The organism is Methylocystis sp. B8, from assembly GCF_005771425.1.
Lineage (GTDB): Bacteria > Pseudomonadota > Alphaproteobacteria > Rhizobiales > Beijerinckiaceae > Methylocystis.
The window spans coordinates 190,910-209,857 of record NZ_VBTZ01000003.1 but is presented as its reverse complement, the minus strand read 5'-3'; the positions used below and the strand labels follow the sequence as shown (position 1 = coordinate 209,857).

The window sequence follows — 18,948 nt, the reverse complement described above, 5'->3', positions numbered from 1 at the left end:
GGCTCTATTCTGCGGGAACCAATCCGTTGACCGGTTCCAGCCCGCGCATCTCCTTGAGTTCGACGCGGATGTTGTAATCGCTCGCGGCCTTTATGAAATCCTGGATCGTTTCCATGATGTCCTGATCGATAAAGCTGGCGCGCGTGCCGTCGATCACGAGACAGCTATTCTCTTCCACGTCCTCGAGAAGGTTGCGCAGCTGCGCCTTATTAAGGAACGAGACGTCTTTTTGCAGACGCAGCAGGTAGTTTCGGCCGTCGCGCGTCAGCGTAAAAGCCGAGTGATAGTTCGTGCGCAATACGAAGAAGAGGCCCACGGCCATGCCGATGGCCATGCCCTTGAGGAGATCGGTCGAAAGTATCGCGCCGATCGTCACGGCGAAGGGCGCAAATTGGTTGAAGCCCTTTTCGTATTGCTGAATGAAGAGCTTCGGCTTCGCAAGCTTGTAGCCGGTCAAGATCAGCACCGCCGCGAGGCAGGCGAGCGGAATCATATTGAGCAGGCTCGATAGAAACATCGCGCTCAGCAACAGCAACAGGCCGTGCACAAAGGACGCCGCCTTGGTATGGGCGCCCGCGTCGATACTGGCGGAGCTGCGCACGATCACCGCCGTGATCGGCAGTCCGCCCAACATGCCGCTCAAGAAATTGCCGACGCCCTGAGCTTTTAATTCCCGATTCGTCGGCGCGGTGCGCTTGAGCGGATCGAGCTTATCGACCGCTTCGAGACTCAACAAAGTTTCAAGGCTGCCGACGAGCGCCAAAGTCGCGGCCGTCACATAGATCTGGACATCGATCAGCCGAGCAAAATCCGGAAAGCTTAGCTCCCGCGCGAAATCCATCGGCCCGAAAATCGCTGGAAGGTTGACAAGGTGCTGCGGAGCGATCGCAATGAAGGGAAACAGAGCCTGCGCCACTGTGTTGTAGGCGACGCCAAACAGCACCGCAACGAGCGGACCCGGCGCCAGCGACAGGACGCGATGCTTCTTGATATAGGACGTATCCCAAAGGAGCATAATCGCAAGCGACACAAGGCTGACGATCACCGCTCCCGTCGAAACGGAGCTAAACGCGTCCCAGAGAAACGAGAGGCGCGTGTGGCTGTCATCCTCGAGGAACGACAAATCGGCCTCCGCATCCGCGTCGTAGCCAATGGCGTGCGGCAACTGCTTCATGATCAGGATCAAGCCGATCGCCGCAAGCATGCCCTTGATGACGGCCGACGGAAAAAACGCGCCGATGACGCCCGCGCGCAGAAAGCCCATCCCTAATTGCATCAGCCCCGACAGCGCCACGGCAAGCAGCATGGCGTCGAAGCCGAGTTTTTCAACTGCAGTTGCGACAATGACCGTTAAGCCCGCGGCCGGACCCGAAACGCTCAACTGCGAACCGCTAAGAAGGGAAACGACGAGTCCGCCGACGATCCCAGCAATAACCCCGGAGAAGGGCGGCGCGCCGGAAGCGACAGCAATGCCAAGGCACAGCGGCACCGCGACCAGAAACACCACCACGCTCGCTGGAATGTCGTGATCGAGGTAGCTGTAATAGTAGTCGAGATGCCTCTTGAGCACGCCTGAATACTCCTTTGTCGGCGGTTTGCCTCGTCAGCGTCCGGCTAAAAGTCCTCGTGCTGCTGATAGATGACGTCGACGTCGCTGCCTGGCGGCAACGTGATCAGCTGATGCAATATTCCATCGTCGAGCCCAAACACCCAGCCGTGCAGCGTCGGCCGCCGGTCCTCTTTCCAGGCGGTCTGCACGATCGAGAACTGCGATAAGCGGATCACCTGCTCGATGACGTTGAGCTCCACGAGCCGATTGGCTCTATCCGTTTGAGAGTTCAGCGCGTCAATCTCTTCTCTATGTAGCCGATAGGTGTCTTTAATATGCATGAGCCATTTATTGAGCAGCGCAAGATCGGGACGCTGCCGGTCGAGCGCGGCGTGCACGCCGCCGCAGTTGTAATGGCCGCAGACGATGATATGCGGAACTTTGAGCACCTGCACGGCGTATTGGATCACGCTAAGACAGTTAAAATCCGTGGCGATCACCTGATTGGCGATATTGCGATGCGCGAAGATGGCGCCTGGTCGGGCATTGACGATGATGTCGGCCGGCACGCGACTATCCGAACAGCCAATCCATAGGAACTCCGGCTTCTGAGCCGCTGCAAGACGATCGAAATAGGTCGGGTCGCGATCCTTGACTTCCTCGGCCCAGGCTTTGTTCTCAAGCAACAGTTTTTCGAAGGATTCCATCCGGCGCCCGTTTCTCTAGCGGCGCTCAGAAGCGTTCTGACCGCGGCAGCAATATGACAGCGACGGTAGCCGCTTGAAACAGAAGCGCGAACCACAGCGATTTCGCATCCCTATCAAGGGCGCCCGCGCTCAAGCGAGGCAAACTCTAGGGATGTCTCTGGGCCACGACAAGTCCGCTGGGGCGCCTTCACATGGCGCCACGAGCCGGGATTTTTTGGCCCATGTTGCACGAATGCGGCTTCTTAAGAGACTACTTGGGCTGGACGGCGCACAGCTCCCGCCACACTTCCGGCAGAGCGGCGATGATGTCGTCAGCGATCAGGCCGGGTCCAACAATCTCAGCTGCGCGCGCATGCATCCAGGCGGCGCAGGATGCGGCGAGAAACCCTTCCATCTGCTGCGCGAGCAAGCCGGCGACCATTCCCGTCAAGACGTCGCCTGAGCCGGCGGTAGCGAGCCAGGGCGTCGCGTAAGGAAGGATCGACGCTCGACCGTCCGGCGCGGCGACGACCGTATCCGGCCCTTTAAACAGCACGATCGCGCCGCTTGCCTTCGCAGCTGCGCGCGCCTTGTCGAGTTTGGAGGGATAGGCGCCGTTGCTCATACAAGCCGAAAAGAGCCGCGCGAATTCGCCCGCGTGCGGCGTCATCACCACGGGCCCCGGCGCCGCGCGCGTCGCGCGCCACAGACGCTCGGGATCGTCAGCGAAACTCGAGAGCGCATCCGCGTCGAGCACCGCGGCGCGGCGGTAAGCCTGGGGCGCGAGCGCGGTTTCGACTTGTGCGCAGCTTTCCTGGTTCACGCCGAGCCCCGGACCGAGGGCGACCGCGTTCTTGCGCTCATCCGTGAGCACTTTGGCGAGTCCTTTTGCGCCGTCCGCCGGTCGAACCATGACCGAGGTTAGCGCGCTGGCGTTGACGGCGAGCGCTTCCGTTGGGCTCGCCAGCGTCACGAGGCCTGCGCCGGCGCGCAGCGCCGCGGCGGCCGAAAGCCGGGCGGCGCCCGTAAACGAAGCGCCGCCCGAGACGACCAGCGCATGGCCGCGCGAATATTTGTGGCCGTGGACCGCCGGCAGCGGCAGCGCGGCGCGCCAGAGTTGCGGCATATTCACAAATGTCGCGACCTTGAGCGCCTCAAGCGCGGAAGGCCGAATGCCAATGTGGGCGCAAGTGAGCTGACCACAGTGCAGACGGCCGGGCAGTAGAAGATGGCCGGTTTTAACGCGAAAGAAGGTGACCGTCGCGTCCGCCTCCACCGCCGCGCCACGGATTGCGCCCGTCGTGCCGTCGACGCCGCTCGGAATATCGACGGCGACGACATTCTGCCCGCTTTCGCGACGCCAGCGGTTGAGGCGGCGAACGAGGTCGCACGCATTGGCGTCGAGGTCGCGCGCCAGCCCCGTGCCGAACAGGGCGTCGATGACGAGATCGATTCCATCGAAGCTGCACTTGAGCGCGGAAGCGACCGGACAGGGCCAGGCCGCGGCGGCCCGCGCCGCGTCGCCGCGTAATTGATCCAGCGGCGTGAGGGAGGCGACGCGCACCTTGTAGCGCTGCGCGCGGAGCAGCCGCGCCGCCACAAAGCCGTCGCCGCCGTTGTTGCCGGGGCCGCAGAGCACCAAGACCCGCCGCCCGCTGGTGCGCTGCAGGATCTGGCTCGTGGTTCGCGCGATCGCAGCGGCGGCGCTCTCCATCAGCGTCATGGCCGGCACGCCGCTCTCGATCGTCAGGCGATCGGCGCGAGCCATTTGATCCGTCGTGAGAATTTCGAGCGGGAACGTGGAGGGCATGGCGCGATGGTGACCGAAGGGCGTCGCCCGCGCAATGGGCGCCGCTCATAAGATGATCGCAACGCTCGTAAAAATGGCGCCGCATTCCGCCGCGCGTCCACTTCCGCTATGTCAGCGGAATGCTTAGCGCGGTTCTCATCGCCTTCGATTCCCCTGGCGCGCCGTTACGTCATGAGGCTGTGGCGCGCAGCCTCGGCTCGCTCATCGAGTCATGCGTGCAGGGGCTCGTCGCCGACGCCGTAATCGTCGCCGAAGCGGCGCAAGGCATGGAAGGGGTCGCTGATGAAGCCGGCTGCGCGCTGATTGAAACGCCGCGCGACGCCGACGGCATGGCGCAGGCGATTAAAGCCACACGCCGCGAGCACATCCTCCTTCTCCTTGCTGGATTTGCGGTGGAGCGGGGCTTCTCCGACGAGGCGCGGGATTTTTTTGCCTATGGCGACAGGAGCCGCGCCCGTACGCTGCGTCTGGCTCCCGAGTCCTTATTGACCCGACTTGCGCCTGGCCTGACGCGTCCGGTCGGACTTATTGCGCCAAAGAGCGCGCTCGCAGCCGCCGGGAGCGCCGATTTGCCGCGGCTCGCGCGCGAATTGCGGGCCGTTGATCTGATCACCCGCGCTCGCCGAGTCTTCTAGCTTCAGTAAGCGAAAGTGTTGCAGGCGTCGATGCTGCCCGTGCGCAAGCCCTTCAGGAGCCATTGGGTGCGCTGCGCCGAGGAGCCATGGGTGAAACTATCCGGCACCACATAGCCGCGGGTGGCTCTTTGCTGGCGATCGTCGCCGATTGCCTGCGCGGCGGCGACCGCCTGCTCAACGTCGCCCTCTTCGAGAATAGGCTCTCGCTTGTTGGCGTTGTTGGCCCAGACGCCGGCGAGACAATCCGCCATCAACTCCGCCCGGACTGAAAGCGCATTGGCTTCGGAGCGGCTGCCCGCCATCTGCTGCGCGCGCTGCACCTTCGGCAGAATGCCGAGCAGGTTCTGAATATGATGGCCCATCTCATGCGAGATCACATAAGCGTAAGCGAAATCGCCGCCGCCGCCGAACCGCCTCTGCATGTCGCGGAAGAAGGAGGTGTCGAGATAGACGCGCTGGTCCAGCGGACAGTAGAACGGGCCCATCGCCGACTGCGCCATGCCGCAGCGCGACTGAGTGTATCCGCTATAGAGAACGAGCCGCGGCGCCTGAAAGCGCACGCCCTTTTGCTCCGGAAGCACCTGCGACCAGACCTGCTCGTTGGAGCCCACCACCTTTGCGACGAAACGCCCCAGCTGATCCGTCGGCGGCGCGCTTTGGCGCGGCGCCTCCTGACGAGGCAAAGCCGCCTCGCGCTCTTGGCGCATATTGCTGATCATCTCGGCGCCGCCGATGAGGATCGCTGGGTTGATGCCAAGCGCCCAGCCGATGAGCCCAAGGATCACGATCGTGCCAAGCCCGATTCCCCCTGCGCCCATGCGCGGTCCGCCCGCGATCATCGGGCCGTCGCCGCGGCGATCCTCAATATTTTCGGACGACTGGAGATCTTCCCATTTCATAGTTCACGCGCTCCGACCGGCGCCCTGAGGGCGCTGCGACTGCTATTTAAGCAAGCTTACGAGCTCTGAGTAGAGCGGCCCGCCGGCATACCGCTCAGGGCGCGCCCCACTCTTTCGGCCACTCTTCTCGCAGCCGACCGCCAAGCCGCACAGGCGCGATCATGGCCGCGAGTCCGTCGGCGCCGATCTCGGCCGCCACGCCGCAGAAGGTAGCTTCGCCGTTTGCCGGCTCGTAGCGCGCGCCAGGCGTCTTGCGCAGGAAACGACGCAGCGGCTCCTCTTTGTCCATTCCAACGACCGAATCATAGTCGCCCGTCATGCCGGCGTCGGTCTGATAGCCCGTGCCCGCCGGCAGGATCTGCGCGTCGGCGGTCGGCGTATGCGTATGCGACCCAACCACCACAGACGCGCGCCCGTCGACGAAATGCGCCATCGCCATTTTCTCGCTCGACGCCTCGGCGTGCATGTCGATGACGATGGCGTCGCATCCCGAGCCAAGCTGACAGGCGCCAAGTTCACGCTCGATCGCGGCGAAGGGATCATCGAGCGCCTCCATGAAGACTCGGCCGATCGGGTTGAGGACGAGCACTTGCTGCCCGCGCGCCGCCGTGTAGAGGCCAGCGCCGCGCCCTGGCGTCCCCGGCGGATAATTGATCGGGCGCAATAGCCGCGGCTGGCGCTCTATGAAGACGAGCGCCTCGCGCTGATCGAAGGCGTGATTGCCAAGTGTGACGCAATCGACGCCAAGGCCGAGCATCTCGTCGCAAATCGCTTCCGTGATGCCGAAGCCGCCAGCGGCGTTCTCGCCATTGGCGACGATGAAGTCGAGCGACCATTTTTCGCGCAGTCGCGGCACGAAGCGCGATAAAGCCGCCCGTCCTGAGCGGCCCAGCACGTCGCCGATGAAGAGAAGGCGGAGCGGCGCGGATTTCGACATGGGCCGTCATAGCCCGCGCAGGCAGCGAGAGCAAAGCGGAGCGGAAGTTGCGTGGGGGCGCGGCGTTTCATAACTGAAGCCGGCTGATATAACATCCCCTTCCGTTGGAAACTCCGCCAGAAATGCAAGACGCCGCCGAACGCCCTGTCGCCCTGACGCAAAACGACGCGCTGGCGCGGCCTTACGTCGTCTTCGAAGACGGCCGCAGCGGCGGACAGGCGCTTTTGTTCGACGAGCCGGAAGAGATCATCGTCGCGCGCGCACCCGATGATGTCGCGGACGCCTTCGAACGCATGGAGGCGGCGACGAAACGCGGCCTCTATCTCGCCGGCTACGCCGGCTACGAGCTTGGATATGCGCTAGAGCCAAAATTCGCGACGCAAGCTACGCCTACCGCGCGGACTCCGCTGCTCCTCTTCGGCGCGTTTCGCGCGCCGCGGCCATGGTCGCTGCCGCCGGCGGAAGTCGCGGCGCCCGATATTCCGCTTTCGCCCTCCTGGACGCAGGAAGACTACACAGCGCGATTTAATAAATGCCGCGAATATATTTTCGCTGGCGACGTCTATCAGATCAATCTGACCTTCCCGCTTTGCGGGCGCTATGACGGCGATCCGCTTGCGCTCTATCGCGGTCTGCGCAAGCGACAGCCTGTCGCCTATGGCGGCGTCGTGGCGCTTGAGGACGAGACTGTCGTTTCGCTCTCGCCGGAAGTGTTCTTCGAGGCGCAGGGCCGCGCCATTCGCGCGCGCCCGATGAAGGGCACGGCGCAGCGTGGCGTATTGCCGACCGAAGACATGGCGCGCGCACAATATCTCGTCGAAGACGAAAAATCGCGCGCCGAGAATTTGATGATCGTCGATCTCTTAAGAAACGATCTCTCCCGTCTCGCCATCGTCGGCACGGTGAAAGTGACCGATCTCTTCACCATCCAGACCTATCCGACGTTGCATCAGATGACGTCTGGCATCGAGGCGCGGCTGCGCGACGACGTGACCTTGAAGGATCTCTTCACTGGGCTTTTCCCTTGCGGCTCCGTGACCGGCGCCCCGAAGATCCGGGCGATGGAGATTATCCGCGATCTCGAATGCGCCGCGCGCGGCGTCTATTGCGGATCGCTCGGCGTCATCGCGCCCGATGGCGACATCCGCTTTAATGTCGCGATCCGTACCCTGACCATTTTTCCAGATGGCGAGCTCATCTGCAATGTCGGCTCCGCCGTCGTCGCCGACTCACGCGCGCGCGAAGAGTATGAGGAATGTCTGATCAAGGCGCGCTTTCTGACGGGCGCGAGAACGACTTCGGCCTGATCGAAACGCTGTTATGGACGCGTGACGAAGGCTTTCATCTCTTCACTGAACATCTCGCGCGGCTGGCCGCTTCGAGCGCCGCGCTCGGCTTCGCCTATGACGAGGCGCGCGTGCGCAATGCGCTGAACGCGGCCGTAGCGAATGCCGCGAGCGAGCGCCTGCGCGCGCGACTGGTTCTTTCGCGCGACGGGGCGATCGAAACAAGCGTCACGCCGATCGAACCGATTCCGAGCGATACTGTCTGGCGCGTCGCCATGGCCGGGCAGCGCTTTTCTTCGGCCGATCCGCTGTTGCAGCACAAGACGACGCGGCGCGCGCTTTATGAAGATTCGCTCACTGAGGCTGCGCAGCGCTGCGGTGCAGACGAGGTTCTCTTTCAAAACGAGCGCGGCGAGCTTTGCGAAGCGGCGCGCTGCAACCTCTTCGTTCCACAGGGCGAAATTTTGCTGACTCCGCCGCTCTCCTGCGGACTACTGCCGGGCACGCTGCGCGCCGCGCTCATCGCGCAGGGGCGCGCCCGCGAGTCGATCCTGCGCCTTGAAGATATTTCGCAGTCCGAATTTTTCCTCGGCAATTCGGTGCGCGGCATCATCCGCGCCCGACTTATCGAATGACTGCCCGACGCCCGATTGGTTTGGCCGGATGGCCAGTGCCTGCGGTCGGGGCCATTCGACACAGGGACGGACGCGGGGGAACTGTGCGAGGCGCGTGCCCGGCGCGAAAGAAGGGCCGGACCATAAGAGGTAATTTTGTAAGCCCTGGTCTGAAATGGCCCTAACGATCCGGCGGGATGTGCTCGCCACAAGGTGGAGCGTTCTTTGAACGAAAATCAGATGGCATTCGAGGCGATTTATTACTCTGCGCCTATTCCGCGCAACAGTCACGTCCTGACGATGCTAGGCGTTGTCTTCGACCAAATTCATTTCCCAGGCGTCTACATGCCAATCGGCGACTATGATGACATTGAACTGGATAAAGAGATACGACGCCTTGAAGCTCTGGACCGCAAGGATGCGCATACCTACGAAATTATAGGAATGTTACGATTTGTTCCGGTCGCCAAGACGCTAGGCGAATTTTGTGTTGTTGAAAAAAACAAGGATGGGTCATTCAGAGAGCGTATTAACCCGCCTGAAGACATGGTCCGTCGGATTTACGACTCAATACACGGTCCGCCGCGAGAAGGCTTCGTGCCCGACATTCGTTCCAACTTCTCCAAAGCATTGCCTGGGTGTGAAGAGTGTATCCTTTATCCAGGAGATTATCATTATTTGGGGGCGCCATTCTAAAGTCCGTGAAAACAGGCATCCCCCTGGTCAACGATGCGAAGGAACTACCAATTCCTGGGACTGGCGGAGCGATGTTGAAAGATGATGTTGGAATTCTCTCGTCGTTGCTCGCGATCCAATGTGCAAGGCTCGTGCTACCTGAGGTGTCAGCTATGACACCAGGACAATTAATTGATTTTCGCGAACAGAACAGAGAAAAGCTCAAGACGTTTCGGGCCGGCATGCTGAAGTATGCGGGGAAGCTCGCGGGCATGATAAGTGAAGGGGACACCGAAGAAATCGAGCGGAAAACCGAGTTTTTTGTTAACACGGAGATCAGACCGGCACTCAATGAGTTGCGCGAGGATTTTAGGAAATCGAACCGTCCATGGAGTGTTCGTGGAGCTGACGCTGTTGCGATCGGAGGATACTTGACAGCGGCGTATGTAACCGGGGGCCTCGGGAACGCCCTCGCGCAAGGAATTGGGAAGATTTTCGATACAATTTCGAGGGAGACGCAAGCTGCAAAGGATGCAAGGGACCGCCGTTCGCGCGGCGGGCTATGCTATCTGCTGGAAATTGAGCGCTTTGTGAAATAAGGCAGCTAGTTTTCGGCTCCTTGGCATTTTGGGCCCTTTGGGAGCGTCTGGCCTGGAAGGCCGGGCACTTTTCTAGCTCGTCGTCAAGCTGTTTTGCCCCCATATGCGAGGCTCGCGAGCGAGGCGTGAAGAGGAATTGGTTGCGATTTGATCTGTCGCCAAGCGCTATTCAATTTGTCGCGCTATAAAAAATCACGTCTGGCCCGGCTTCAAGCGATAGAAAATATGGCGTCCGATCGCGTCCATTTTGGTGAGCGCGCGCGACCAGCGAGGCCGCACATAAGTGGCGTGATAATGCGTCGAACGGCCGACGTCTGAAATATAGGTCCGCCCATTCATCACTTCATTCGCGATTCGCACCGCTTGCTCCCAGGCGTCGCCTTCGGTGATGCGGAGCGAGCGGCCTTCGCAGGCGAAGGAGAACTGGCATCCACGATAGCGATGCCGGTTCTGATAAACGACGCCGCAGACGCTTGCAGGATAGAGTCCGCTTTGGACGCGATTGAGCACGACCTGCGCGACGGCCGCCTGCCCGGTCTCGGGTTCGCTGCGCGCCTCGAAATAGACCGCTTCCGCCAGACAGCGAGTTTCGCGCCCAAGCTTCTCTGGGTCGATTGAGGCGGCATAATCCGGCCGCGCCGCGTCATCCTTGCCGGGAACAGAAAGCGCCAGCGTCGCGCCTTGGAATGACGAGACTTCGATCGGCACGGCGTCCGGCTGCGCCGGCGTCGATGATCCCAGCGCCACGGCGCGCGGCGTCTGCGGCGTGGCGCCGTGGAGGGCGCGTTCGGTCAGCGCCTCCTTTCCGGACTCTCGCGAAGGCTCGGCGCCGATCGGCGTCGCAATCGATGAGCTTTGAGAGGGCGAGGCTACCGCCGTCGACTTTTGTGTCGTCGCCGGCTCGGGCGGTAAATTGGCGTCCGCCTCTTCGAGCGCATCGTCGCCCGGAGTCCTGCCACGCGGAGCGAGCGGCGTCGATTTGCCGTCGACGCCGAAGGAAAGCGGCGGAGCGTGGTTCAGGCTAATATTCGCGGGCTGCGAACGGCGCGTCTCAAACCCCGGCCGCATGGCGACGACCGGATCGCCTTTGTGCCGCCGATCGACCTGGGGAAAATGCTTCACGTCGGGCTTGAGATCGACATGCGGCTCACGCTCATCGGCGCCCGCCACATTCTCCTCCGCTGCGCCAACAATCAGCCTGGCCTGCTGGATTAGGGCGCGCGTCTCGCCGTATAACCCGTAGTCGCCGCTGGCCGCCTCGCTAAAGCCCACCGTCAAGCCCCGGGGGGCGCGCGCCGCGAGCGGAGAAACTTTCCAATCGGCGGTCGGATCCTGTCCCGCGGCGGCGGTAAAGGAAACCAACATGCCGACGCCGAGCGCCCATGGCGCAGTTACGCTAAAAACCCAGGGAGCAACGCCTCTGCGGGCAAAACGCGTTCTCGACTGACGACGCATAGACTGGCCCATTTGCGACGGCGAATCCCGCAAGGCGCCGCGATCTTCCGCCGCCCCGCCCCGAATGCGAACTTTCGAGAAATCTTATCGTTCATTAGCCTTGCAGAACCGTTGCCGGCGGCCCTGAGGCGACGTGCCAGAATGACGCAACTGTTGGAGCTATTCGCCGATCAGATGGAGCGCGATCTCGCGGCGGTGGGCGCGCCGACGGTGCTCGAAGAGAAAAACGCCCTGCCAGGTCCCAAGCGACAGAACGCCGCCGATGAGCGGGATCGAGAGCTGCGTCTGGGTGAGCGCGACGCGGATATGCGCCGGCATATCATCAGGGCCTTCCGTGTCATGCGCGTAATCCGCGCCCTCGGGCGCGAGCCGCGCGAAGACGGCTTCGAGATCGCGCAGCACCGTCGGGTCGGCGTTCTCCTGAATGAGCAGCGAGGCGGAGGTGTGTCGGCAAAAAACTGTCAGCAAACCCTGAGTCATGCCCGCGCTGCGCGCAAAGTCGCGAATATTCTCGGTTAATTCGTAAAATCCGCGTCCCGAAGTTTCGATCCGCAGCATCCGGCTCGTTTGTCGCATAGGGCGAATGTGCGAAAGCGCATTGGAAAGTCCAGTCCCACAAGCTCTTTGAGCGCTTGTGTGGGCGCGGCGCAAAGGTTAAGCGCAGCGCGCAACCGTGGAAGCCGCAATGTCCGAATTGATCGATGCGATAACGAACTGGGCCACGTCCGACGCGGGAAAGACGGTCGGCGCCGTGGCGCTGACGGCGCTCGCCTGGGCCGAGGCGTCGACGGTGGTCGGCGCGGCTTACATGAAGCGGATGATTCCGCTGCGCATCACAGCGATGCTCGGCAATGTGCTCGGCGTGACTTATGGACTCCTCATCGCCAGTCCGCCGACGATCGCCAAACATGCGATCAATCTGCCGCTCAACTTCACGCGAATGCGCGAAATGAACCGGCTGATCGCCAGCGTGCGCGAAGCCAATGACGGCGATCTGAATATCGAATGGCTGAAGCCCTTCATGCATCCACGCGCGCTCAGCGCTGGCGAAAGGATCTTCTGGAAGGGCGACGAAGCCGACGAAGCCTTCGTCGTCGTCGAGGGACGCGTGGAAATCGTCGAACGCGGCGCAATTCTCTCGCCGGGCGACATTTTCGGCGAGATGGCGCTTTTTACACATGCGGGCAAGCGCACGGCGACGGCGCGCTGCATGAGCGACGTACGACTGCTCGTCATCACCTATGAGCAGTTCGAGCAGCTCTATTTTCAGAATCCCGAGTTCGGCCTTTATCTCGTGCGCCTGATCGTGCGCCGCTTCGAGATGAACCATCGCGACGAAGAGCTGGAGAGCGCTTAGCGCCGCGGCTGCGTCTACGGAAAGCGCTCGACGCCTCTCCCTAAGCTTCATGCCCGGCCTTGCGCCGGGCATCCACGTAAGGCTGCCGCGCACGACGGCATCGATGGCCGGGACAAGCCCGGCCATGACGTTTCTGCTTGAGAATTTCTAGACGAGATCAGGCGGTGCTGACCGCCTTTTCGCCGAGCGCCGCTTGAGCGGCCGCGAGCCGCGCGATCGGCACGCGGAATGGCGAACAGGACACATAGTCGAAGCCGATCTTGTCGAAGAAGGCGACAGAAGCCGGGTCGCCGCCATGTTCGCCGCAGACCCCGAGCGTAATCGTCGGATTCGCGGCGCGGGCGCGTTTGCAGCCGAGCGCGACAAGCTCGCCGACGCCTTCCTGATCGATCGTCACGAAAGGGTCGGCCGGCAGCAATCCCTTTTCGACATAGGCGTTGAGGAAAGAGCCTGAATCGTCGCGCGAAATGCCGAGCGTCGTCTGCGTCAGATCGTTGGTGCCGAAGGAGAAGAAATCCGCCGAAGCGGCGATGTCGCCGGCGCGCAGCGCCGCGCGCGGCAGTTCGATCATCGTGCCGACGTGGTAGTTCGGCCTGATGCCGGTTTCATCTTCAACGAGCTTCGCCATCTCGGCGACGCGCGACTTGACGAGATCGAGCTCGGCGCCGGTGAAGACGAGCGGCGCCATGATTTCGATGTCGACCGGTTCGCCGGTCGAGAGCGAGGCTTCGATCGCCGCCTCGAAAATCGCCCGCGCCTGCATGTCGACGATTTCGGGAAAAATCACCGCGAGGCGCACGCCGCGAAAGCCGAGCATCGGATTGAATTCGGAAAGCTGCGCGGCGCGGCGGCGCAGCTTCACCGGATCGGCGCCCATCGCCTTCGCCACGGCGGCGATTTCCGAATCCGAATGCGGCAGGAACTCATGCAGCGGCGGATCGAGCAGACGGATGGTGACCGGCAGGCCCGACATGATCTCGAAGAGCTGCTTGAAATCCTCGCGCTGCATCGGCAGGAGCTTCGCCAGCGCGTGGCGGCGTCCCTCAATATCGTCGGCGAGAATCATTTCGCGCACCGCGACGATGCGCTCGCCTTCGAAAAACATATGTTCGGTGCGCGCGAGGCCGATGCCTTCGGCGCCGAAGCGGCGGGCGGCGCGCGCGTCTGCGGGCGTTTCGGCGTTGGCGCGGATTTTCAGACGCCGTTTCTGATCCGCCCAGGACATCAGCACGGCGAATTCGCCAGTGAGCTCCGGCCGCTGCATCTTCACCTCGCCGGCGATGACCTGGCCCGCCGATCCGTCGATGGTGATGCGCTCGCCCTTGGCGAAGCGCTTGCCGGCGACGGTAAAGCTCTGATCCTCATAGTCGATGCGCAGCGCGCCGGCGCCGGTGACGCAGGGCTTGCCCATGCCGCGCGCCACGACGGCGGCGTGCGAGGTCATGCCGCCGCGCGCGGTGAGAATGCCTTCCGCCGCATGCATGCCGCCGATGTCTTCGGGACTCGTCTCGATGCGCACGAGAATGATCTTGCGGCCGTTCGATGCGAGCTTCGCGGCTTCTTCCGGATCGAAGACAATTTCGCCGACCGCCGCGCCAGGCGAAGCGGGCAAACCTGTCGCGAGAATATTGCGCTTCGCGGTGGGATCGATCGTCGGATGAAGCAATTGTTCGAGCGACTGCGGCTCGACTCGCACAATCGCCTCATCCTTGCCGATCAAACCTTCGCGCGCCATGTCGACGGCGAGTTTCAGCGCCGCGCGCGCGGTTCGTTTGCCCGCGCGCGTCTGCAGCATCCATAATTTGCCGCGCTCGACCGTGAACTCCATGTCCTGCATGTCGCGGAAGTGGCGTTCGAGCTTATCGGCATATCCCTTGAATTCGGCGAAGATCGCCGGCATCGCCGCTTCGAGCGAAACTTTCTCGAAGCCGGAGGCGTGGCTTGCGGACTGGGTGATGGGCTGCGGCGTGCGAATGCCGGCGACGACGTCTTCGCCCTGCGCGTTGATGAGGTATTCGCCATAGAGCTCGCGCACGCCGGTCGAAGGATTGCGCGTGAAGGCGACGCCGGTCGCCGACTGCGCGCCCATATTGCCAAACACCATCGCCTGGATATTGACCGCGGTGCCCCAATTCTCGGGAATGTTGTGCAGGCTGCGATAGACGATAGCGCGATTGTTCATCCAGGACGAAAACACCGCCTTGATCGCGCCCCACAATTGCTCGCGGGGATCTTGCGGGAAACTCTTGCCTGCAAAATTTTCGACGATCGCCTTATATTGCGCCGCGACCTTGCGCCAATCGTCGGCCGAGAGCTGCGTGTCGAGCGCGAAACCCTTGCTTTCCTTCATGTGCTCCAGCGCTTCCTCGAACTCATGATGTTCAACGCCGAGCACGACGGAGGAATACATTTCGATAAAGCGCCGGTAACAGTCCCATGCGAAGCGTTCGTCGCCGGAGTTGCGCGCGACAGCTTCGACCGTCTCGTCGTTAAGGCCCAAATTGAGAACGGTGTCCATCATTCCGGGCATCGAGGCGCGAGCGCCCGAACGCACGGAGACGAGCAGCGGCCACTGAGGGTCCTCGAAAGCATGTCCGGCGACGCGGCCGATTTCTGCGAGCGCTTCGTCAACCTGGGGAGCGAGATCGGCGGGAAAGCTCTTGCCGTTGGCGAAAAAATAGGCGCAAACCTCGGTGGTGATGGTGAAGCCCGGCGGCACCGGCAGGCCGAGCGCCGCCATTTCAGCGAGATTGGCGCCCTTGCCGCCCAAAAGGTCTTTCATCGACGCCGACCCTTCGGAGCGACCGGCGCTGAAGCTGTAAACCCACTTGGTCATATGTATTTCGTCCGGCGCTCGAGCGGCCGCCGACGCCCCGCCCTACGCGGACCATCAAGCGCGCCGGAAATTACGCTCAAATGACGCGCGTCGACAAGTTGGCGCTCCATGCCTCCAGCGCTATTTTTGTCGTCGATTGAAGAAATCGAGCCGAGGTCGCGCGTCGATGAAAAGCGAGGAAGATGAGGCGCCGCGCCGCCCCGCGGCTTTCGAGATCGGCCAACCGCTCGATCTACTCTCGATCGCCGAACTTGAGGAACGCATCGAGAAGCTGCGGCAAGAGATCACGCGGCTCGAAGCCGCCCGCGCGGCGAAACAGGCGGCAAGCGCCGCCGCCGACGCATTTTTCAAGAAATAGTTCGCCCCGCGCCGCTCAACTTGACAGCCGGCGACGGCCCATGCCCTTTCTGCGCGCGAAAACGCCCGATATTCGTGGGCAGTGTCCCCTCCAACCCAAATTCTGATGAGCCGGCCCTTGCATCGCTACCGTTCGCATAATTGTGGAGAACCCAACGAAACGCTCGTCGGCGAGAAAATCCGGCTCTCCGGCTGGTGTCATCGCATTCGCGACCACGGCGGCGTGCTGTTCATCGACCTGCGCGACCATTATGGCCTGACGCAATGCGTCGTCGATCCGGATTCGCCCGCCTTTGCACAGGCGGAGAAATTGCGCTCGGAATGGGTCGTGCGGCTCGACGGCGAAATTCGCAAGCGGCCTCCCGGCACCGAAAATCCCGACATGCCGACGGGACAGGTCGAGGTTTACGTCAGCGAGATCGAGGTCCTCGGCCCAGCCGCCGAATTGCCGGTGCCGGTTTTCGGCGACCAACCCTATCCAGAAGACACGCGCCTCAAATATCGCTTCATCGATCTGCGTCGCGAGAAGCTGCATCGAAACATCATGCTGCGTGGCCGCATCGTCGACTCGATCCGCACGCGCATGAAACAGGCGGGCTTCTTCGAATTCCAGACGCCGATCCTGACCGCCTCCTCGCCCGAAGGCGCGCGCGACTTTCTCGTGCCCTCGCGCCTCCATCCAGGGAAATTCTACGCGCTGCCTCAGGCGCCGCAGCAGTTCAAGCAGCTCATCATGGTCGCGGGCTTCGACCGCTATTTCCAGATCGCGCCCTGCTTTCGCGACGAAGACGCGCGCGCCGACCGTTCGCCGGGCGAGTTCTATCAGCTCGACGTCGAAATGAGCTTCGTCACGCAGGACGACGTGTTCGAGGCGATGGAGCCGGTGCTGCGCGGACTGTTCGAAGAGTTCGCCAACGGAAAGACCGTCACCCAGAAGTTCCCGCGCATTTCCTTCCGAGAGGCGATGCTGAAATATGGCGCGGACAAGCCGGATTTGCGCAATCCGCTGATCATCGCGGACGTGTCCGACGAATTCGGCCGCGAGGACGTGAGCTTTAAAGCGTTTAAGGGCAAGACGGTGCGCGCCATTCCGGCACTGGGCGCGGCAGCACAACCGAGAAGCTTTTTCGACAAGCTGAACGACTGGGCGCGCAGCGAGGGCGCGCCCGGCCTCGGCTATGTGATCTTCGAAGAAGAAGACGGCGCGCTCGCCGGCAAAGGCCCAATCGCCAAATTCATTCCTGCGGACGCACAGGCCGCGATCGCCGCCAAGGCGGGCGTCAAGGCGGGCGACGCTGTGTTCTTCTCAGCTGGAGAAGAGACCGCCGCCGCGAAACTTGCCGGCATGGCGAGGCTGCGCATCGGCGACGAACTCGGTCTAACGAAGAAGGACGTGTTCGAATTCTGCTGGATCGTCGACTTCCCGATGTATGAATGGAACGAGGACGAGAAGAAGATCGATTTCTCGCACAATCCCTTCTCCATGCCACAGGGCGGGCTTGACGCGCTCGACACCATGGACCCGCTCGACATTCTCGCCTTCCAATACGACATCGTCTGCAATGGGGTGGAGCTCTCGTCCGGCGCGATCAGAAACCACCGCCCTGACATAATGCGCCGCGCTTTCGAGATCGCCGGCTATGGCGAGGATGTGCTCATCGAGAAATTTGGCGGCATGTATCGGGCCTTCCAATATGGCGCGCCGCCGCATGGCGGCATCGCGCCGGGCGTCGACCGCATCGTGATGTTGCTCGCGGAAGAGGAAAACTTACGCGAGGTGACGCTCTTCCCGATGAATCAACGCGCCGAGGATCTATTGATGGGCGCGCCGTCGGAACCCACGATGAAGCATCTGCGTGAATTGCACATCAGGCTGAATTTGCCCGAGGCCAAGGCGTAAGAGCGCGGCATCGTCGCTTCCCATAGACGCTCTAACAGGATAACGCCGCCCACCATTGATCTTTGGTGAGCGGCGCGGTTCGCAGTTTCTAGCTGTCAGAGGCGGCGTCAGTCCATGCCGCGCCTGTTTTCGCGCTTGTTGTGACGGCCATAAAACCGGCTGGACCTGCCTTCCGGCTCCTTGTTCATCAGCTTGAAGTTCTGATCGAACGTGAGGTCATAGCGCCTGCCGTTTTGACAGCGCGCATTATCAATTTCGAAGTTCCCTTTTCGGGATTCCATTCTGCCGCCGGAGCACTGCGCGTCCTTCATCGCTGTACGAAGGCTTGATTTCTCCTGACGGGTAAGACGATCAGCTTGAGCCGGAGTCGCCGCCAAGCCGACGAGTCCGAGAAGCGCTACGCAAGTCGCCAGAGTACGCATGTTGCAACCCTTTCTCTTGCAGCCGGAACGAAGCAGCGGCTGCGCCATGACGCCCAAAAATCGAGCGACTGCGGCCATATGAGGCGCCAGCCGCAAACGTAAAGGGGGTCTTGCGAATGATTCCGCCCCTCGCCTTGCCTCGCGTGGCCTAGTCGCCTATAAGCGCCGCGGCGCTTGCGTTTCCGACACCCCTGGAGGCGAAGCAGCGCCTTTTCTTTTGACTTAAGGACACCGACATGGCCGAGACTAAGAAGCTCGCGGCCACGGTGCGCAGCGGGACAGGCAAGGGGGCCGCCCGCAGCGTTCGCCGTGAAGGCCGCATTCCAGCAGTGCTCTATGGAGGCGGCGAAGCGCCGCAGCCGCTCTCGCTCGATAAAAAGAGCGTTACCCAGCTCATCTTCGCAGGGCACTTTCTCACGACGATCTTCGAACTCGACGTCGACGGCAAGAAGGAGCGCGCGATCCCGCGCGACTACCAGCTTGATGTCGTCAAGGACACGCCGATCCATGTCGACTTTCTGCGCCTGAAGCCAGGTTCGCGGCTCCGCGTGCAAGTGCCGGTGCACTTCACCAATCACGAGGTGGCGCCTGGCCTGAAGCGGGGCGGCGCGCTCAACATCGTCTACCACACGGTGGAGATGTGGGTGCCAGCCGATAATATCCCGGAAGCGATCACCGCCGACCTGACGGGCATGGATTTCAACGACTCCCTGCATATTTCGGCGATCCCGCTGCCGGAGGGCTGCAGACCGACGAATCCGGACAAGAATTTCACTGTGGCGAGCCTGTCGCCGCCCGCTGGCGGCGGCGCCGAGGAAGAGGCTCCCGCGGCGGCAGCGGCGGCGCCTGCGCCTGCGGCCGCTCCGGCCAAGGAAGAAAAGAAGAAGTAAGCGCGGTTAAGCTTACCGTGATAATGGCCGGGTTCGCCCGG

Annotated in this window: 18 protein-coding genes; 9 read left to right on the top strand and 9 right to left on the bottom strand. The window is 62.2% G+C overall.

Annotated features, from left to right (window positions below; translation table 11 throughout):
- Positions 1 to 4 precede the first annotated feature (4 nt).
- The 3 genes from FEV16_RS07745 to FEV16_RS07735 form a co-directional block, all read right to left on the bottom strand.
- Positions 5 to 1,570: a SulP family inorganic anion transporter gene (locus tag FEV16_RS07745; protein WP_138167054.1), complete on the bottom strand. Its 1,566-nt coding sequence runs from the start codon at positions 1,568 to 1,570 to the stop codon at positions 5 to 7.
- Between the two features lie 44 nt (positions 1,571 to 1,614).
- Entirely contained in the window at positions 1,615 to 2,256 is a 642-nt protein-coding gene (locus tag FEV16_RS07740; RefSeq protein WP_138167053.1) for a carbonic anhydrase, read from the bottom strand.
- A 250-nt stretch (positions 2,257 to 2,506) separates the two neighbouring features.
- Positions 2,507 to 4,045, bottom strand: coding sequence for an NAD(P)H-hydrate dehydratase (locus tag FEV16_RS07735; protein WP_138167052.1), 1,539 nt, complete (start codon positions 4,043 to 4,045; stop codon positions 2,507 to 2,509).
- A 119-nt stretch (positions 4,046 to 4,164) separates the two neighbouring features.
- Between FEV16_RS07735 and FEV16_RS07730 the strand changes: the two genes are divergently transcribed.
- On the top strand, positions 4,165 to 4,680 hold the full coding sequence (locus FEV16_RS07730; protein ID WP_138167051.1) for a transposase: 516 nt from the start codon (positions 4,165 to 4,167) through the stop codon (positions 4,678 to 4,680).
- A gap of 2 nt (positions 4,681 to 4,682) precedes the next feature.
- Here the strand turns inward: FEV16_RS07730 and FEV16_RS07725 are convergent, their stop codons facing one another.
- Positions 4,683 to 5,579 carry a neutral zinc metallopeptidase gene (locus FEV16_RS07725; protein ID WP_138167050.1) on the bottom strand — a complete coding sequence of 299 codons (897 nt, stop codon included), beginning with the start codon at positions 5,577 to 5,579 and terminating at the stop codon, positions 4,683 to 4,685.
- Between the two features lie 94 nt (positions 5,580 to 5,673).
- Positions 5,674 to 6,516 (bottom strand): TIGR00282 family metallophosphoesterase, encoded by an 843-nt coding sequence (locus FEV16_RS07720; protein ID WP_138167049.1) that lies wholly within the window; start codon positions 6,514 to 6,516, stop codon positions 5,674 to 5,676.
- A gap of 122 nt (positions 6,517 to 6,638) precedes the next feature.
- Here FEV16_RS07720 and FEV16_RS07715 point away from each other — a divergent pair, with 122 nt between their 5' ends.
- From FEV16_RS07715 to FEV16_RS07700, 4 genes are all read left to right on the top strand, one after another.
- Positions 6,639 to 7,823, top strand: a complete 1,185-nt coding sequence (locus tag FEV16_RS07715) for an aminodeoxychorismate synthase component I (RefSeq protein ID WP_138167048.1) — start codon at positions 6,639 to 6,641, stop codon at positions 7,821 to 7,823.
- Positions 7,772 to 8,437 carry an aminotransferase class IV gene (locus FEV16_RS07710; RefSeq protein ID WP_138167047.1) on the top strand — a complete coding sequence of 222 codons (666 nt, stop codon included), beginning with the start codon at positions 7,772 to 7,774 and terminating at the stop codon, positions 8,435 to 8,437. Before FEV16_RS07715 ends, FEV16_RS07710 begins: the two co-directional genes overlap by 52 nt.
- Before the next feature lie 204 nt (positions 8,438 to 8,641).
- Entirely contained in the window at positions 8,642 to 9,112 is a 471-nt protein-coding gene (locus FEV16_RS07705; RefSeq protein WP_138167046.1) for a hypothetical protein, read from the top strand.
- Positions 9,113 to 9,117: 5 nt separating this feature from the next.
- On the top strand, positions 9,118 to 9,690 hold the full coding sequence (locus FEV16_RS07700; protein WP_138167045.1) for a hypothetical protein: 573 nt from the start codon (positions 9,118 to 9,120) through the stop codon (positions 9,688 to 9,690).
- Positions 9,691 to 9,882: 192 nt separating this feature from the next.
- On the opposite strand, the gene FEV16_RS07695 is transcribed toward FEV16_RS07700, so the two are convergent.
- Together FEV16_RS07695 and FEV16_RS07690 are read right to left on the bottom strand one after the other, a co-directional pair.
- Positions 9,883 to 11,145, bottom strand: coding sequence for a cell wall hydrolase (locus tag FEV16_RS07695; protein ID WP_246657236.1), 1,263 nt, complete (start codon positions 11,143 to 11,145; stop codon positions 9,883 to 9,885).
- Between the two features lie 159 nt (positions 11,146 to 11,304).
- On the bottom strand, positions 11,305 to 11,721 hold the full coding sequence (locus FEV16_RS07690) for a secondary thiamine-phosphate synthase enzyme YjbQ (protein WP_138167043.1): 417 nt from the start codon (positions 11,719 to 11,721) through the stop codon (positions 11,305 to 11,307).
- A gap of 109 nt (positions 11,722 to 11,830) precedes the next feature.
- Between FEV16_RS07690 and FEV16_RS07685 the strand changes: the two genes are divergently transcribed.
- Complete coding sequence (locus FEV16_RS07685) at positions 11,831 to 12,502, top strand: cyclic nucleotide-binding domain-containing protein (protein ID WP_138167042.1); 672 nt, start codon at positions 11,831 to 11,833, stop codon at positions 12,500 to 12,502.
- A gap of 157 nt (positions 12,503 to 12,659) precedes the next feature.
- Here FEV16_RS07685 and ppdK read toward each other — a convergent pair whose 3' ends face one another.
- The gene (ppdK, locus tag FEV16_RS07680) at positions 12,660 to 15,338 is read right to left on the bottom strand and encodes a pyruvate, phosphate dikinase (RefSeq protein ID WP_138167041.1); all 2,679 of its coding nucleotides are present in this window, start codon (positions 15,336 to 15,338) and stop codon (positions 12,660 to 12,662) included.
- 166 nt (positions 15,339 to 15,504) lie between these two features.
- On the opposite strand from ppdK, the gene FEV16_RS07675 reads away from it, so the two are divergent.
- Together FEV16_RS07675 and aspS are read left to right on the top strand one after the other, a co-directional pair.
- Positions 15,505 to 15,696, top strand: coding sequence for a DUF1192 domain-containing protein (locus tag FEV16_RS07675; protein ID WP_138167040.1), 192 nt, complete (start codon positions 15,505 to 15,507; stop codon positions 15,694 to 15,696).
- 117 nt (positions 15,697 to 15,813) lie between these two features.
- Entirely contained in the window at positions 15,814 to 17,595 is a 1,782-nt protein-coding gene (gene aspS / locus FEV16_RS07670; RefSeq protein WP_138167039.1) for an aspartate--tRNA ligase, read from the top strand.
- Between the two features lie 107 nt (positions 17,596 to 17,702).
- Here the strand turns inward: aspS and FEV16_RS07665 are convergent, their stop codons facing one another.
- On the bottom strand, positions 17,703 to 18,065 hold the full coding sequence (locus FEV16_RS07665; RefSeq protein ID WP_246657219.1) for a PepSY domain-containing protein: 363 nt from the start codon (positions 18,063 to 18,065) through the stop codon (positions 17,703 to 17,705).
- Positions 18,066 to 18,253: 188 nt separating this feature from the next.
- Between FEV16_RS07665 and FEV16_RS07660 the strand changes: the two genes are divergently transcribed.
- On the top strand, positions 18,254 to 18,907 hold the full coding sequence (locus FEV16_RS07660; RefSeq protein WP_138167038.1) for a 50S ribosomal protein L25/general stress protein Ctc: 654 nt from the start codon (positions 18,254 to 18,256) through the stop codon (positions 18,905 to 18,907).
- Positions 18,908 to 18,948: the final 41 nt, after the last annotated feature.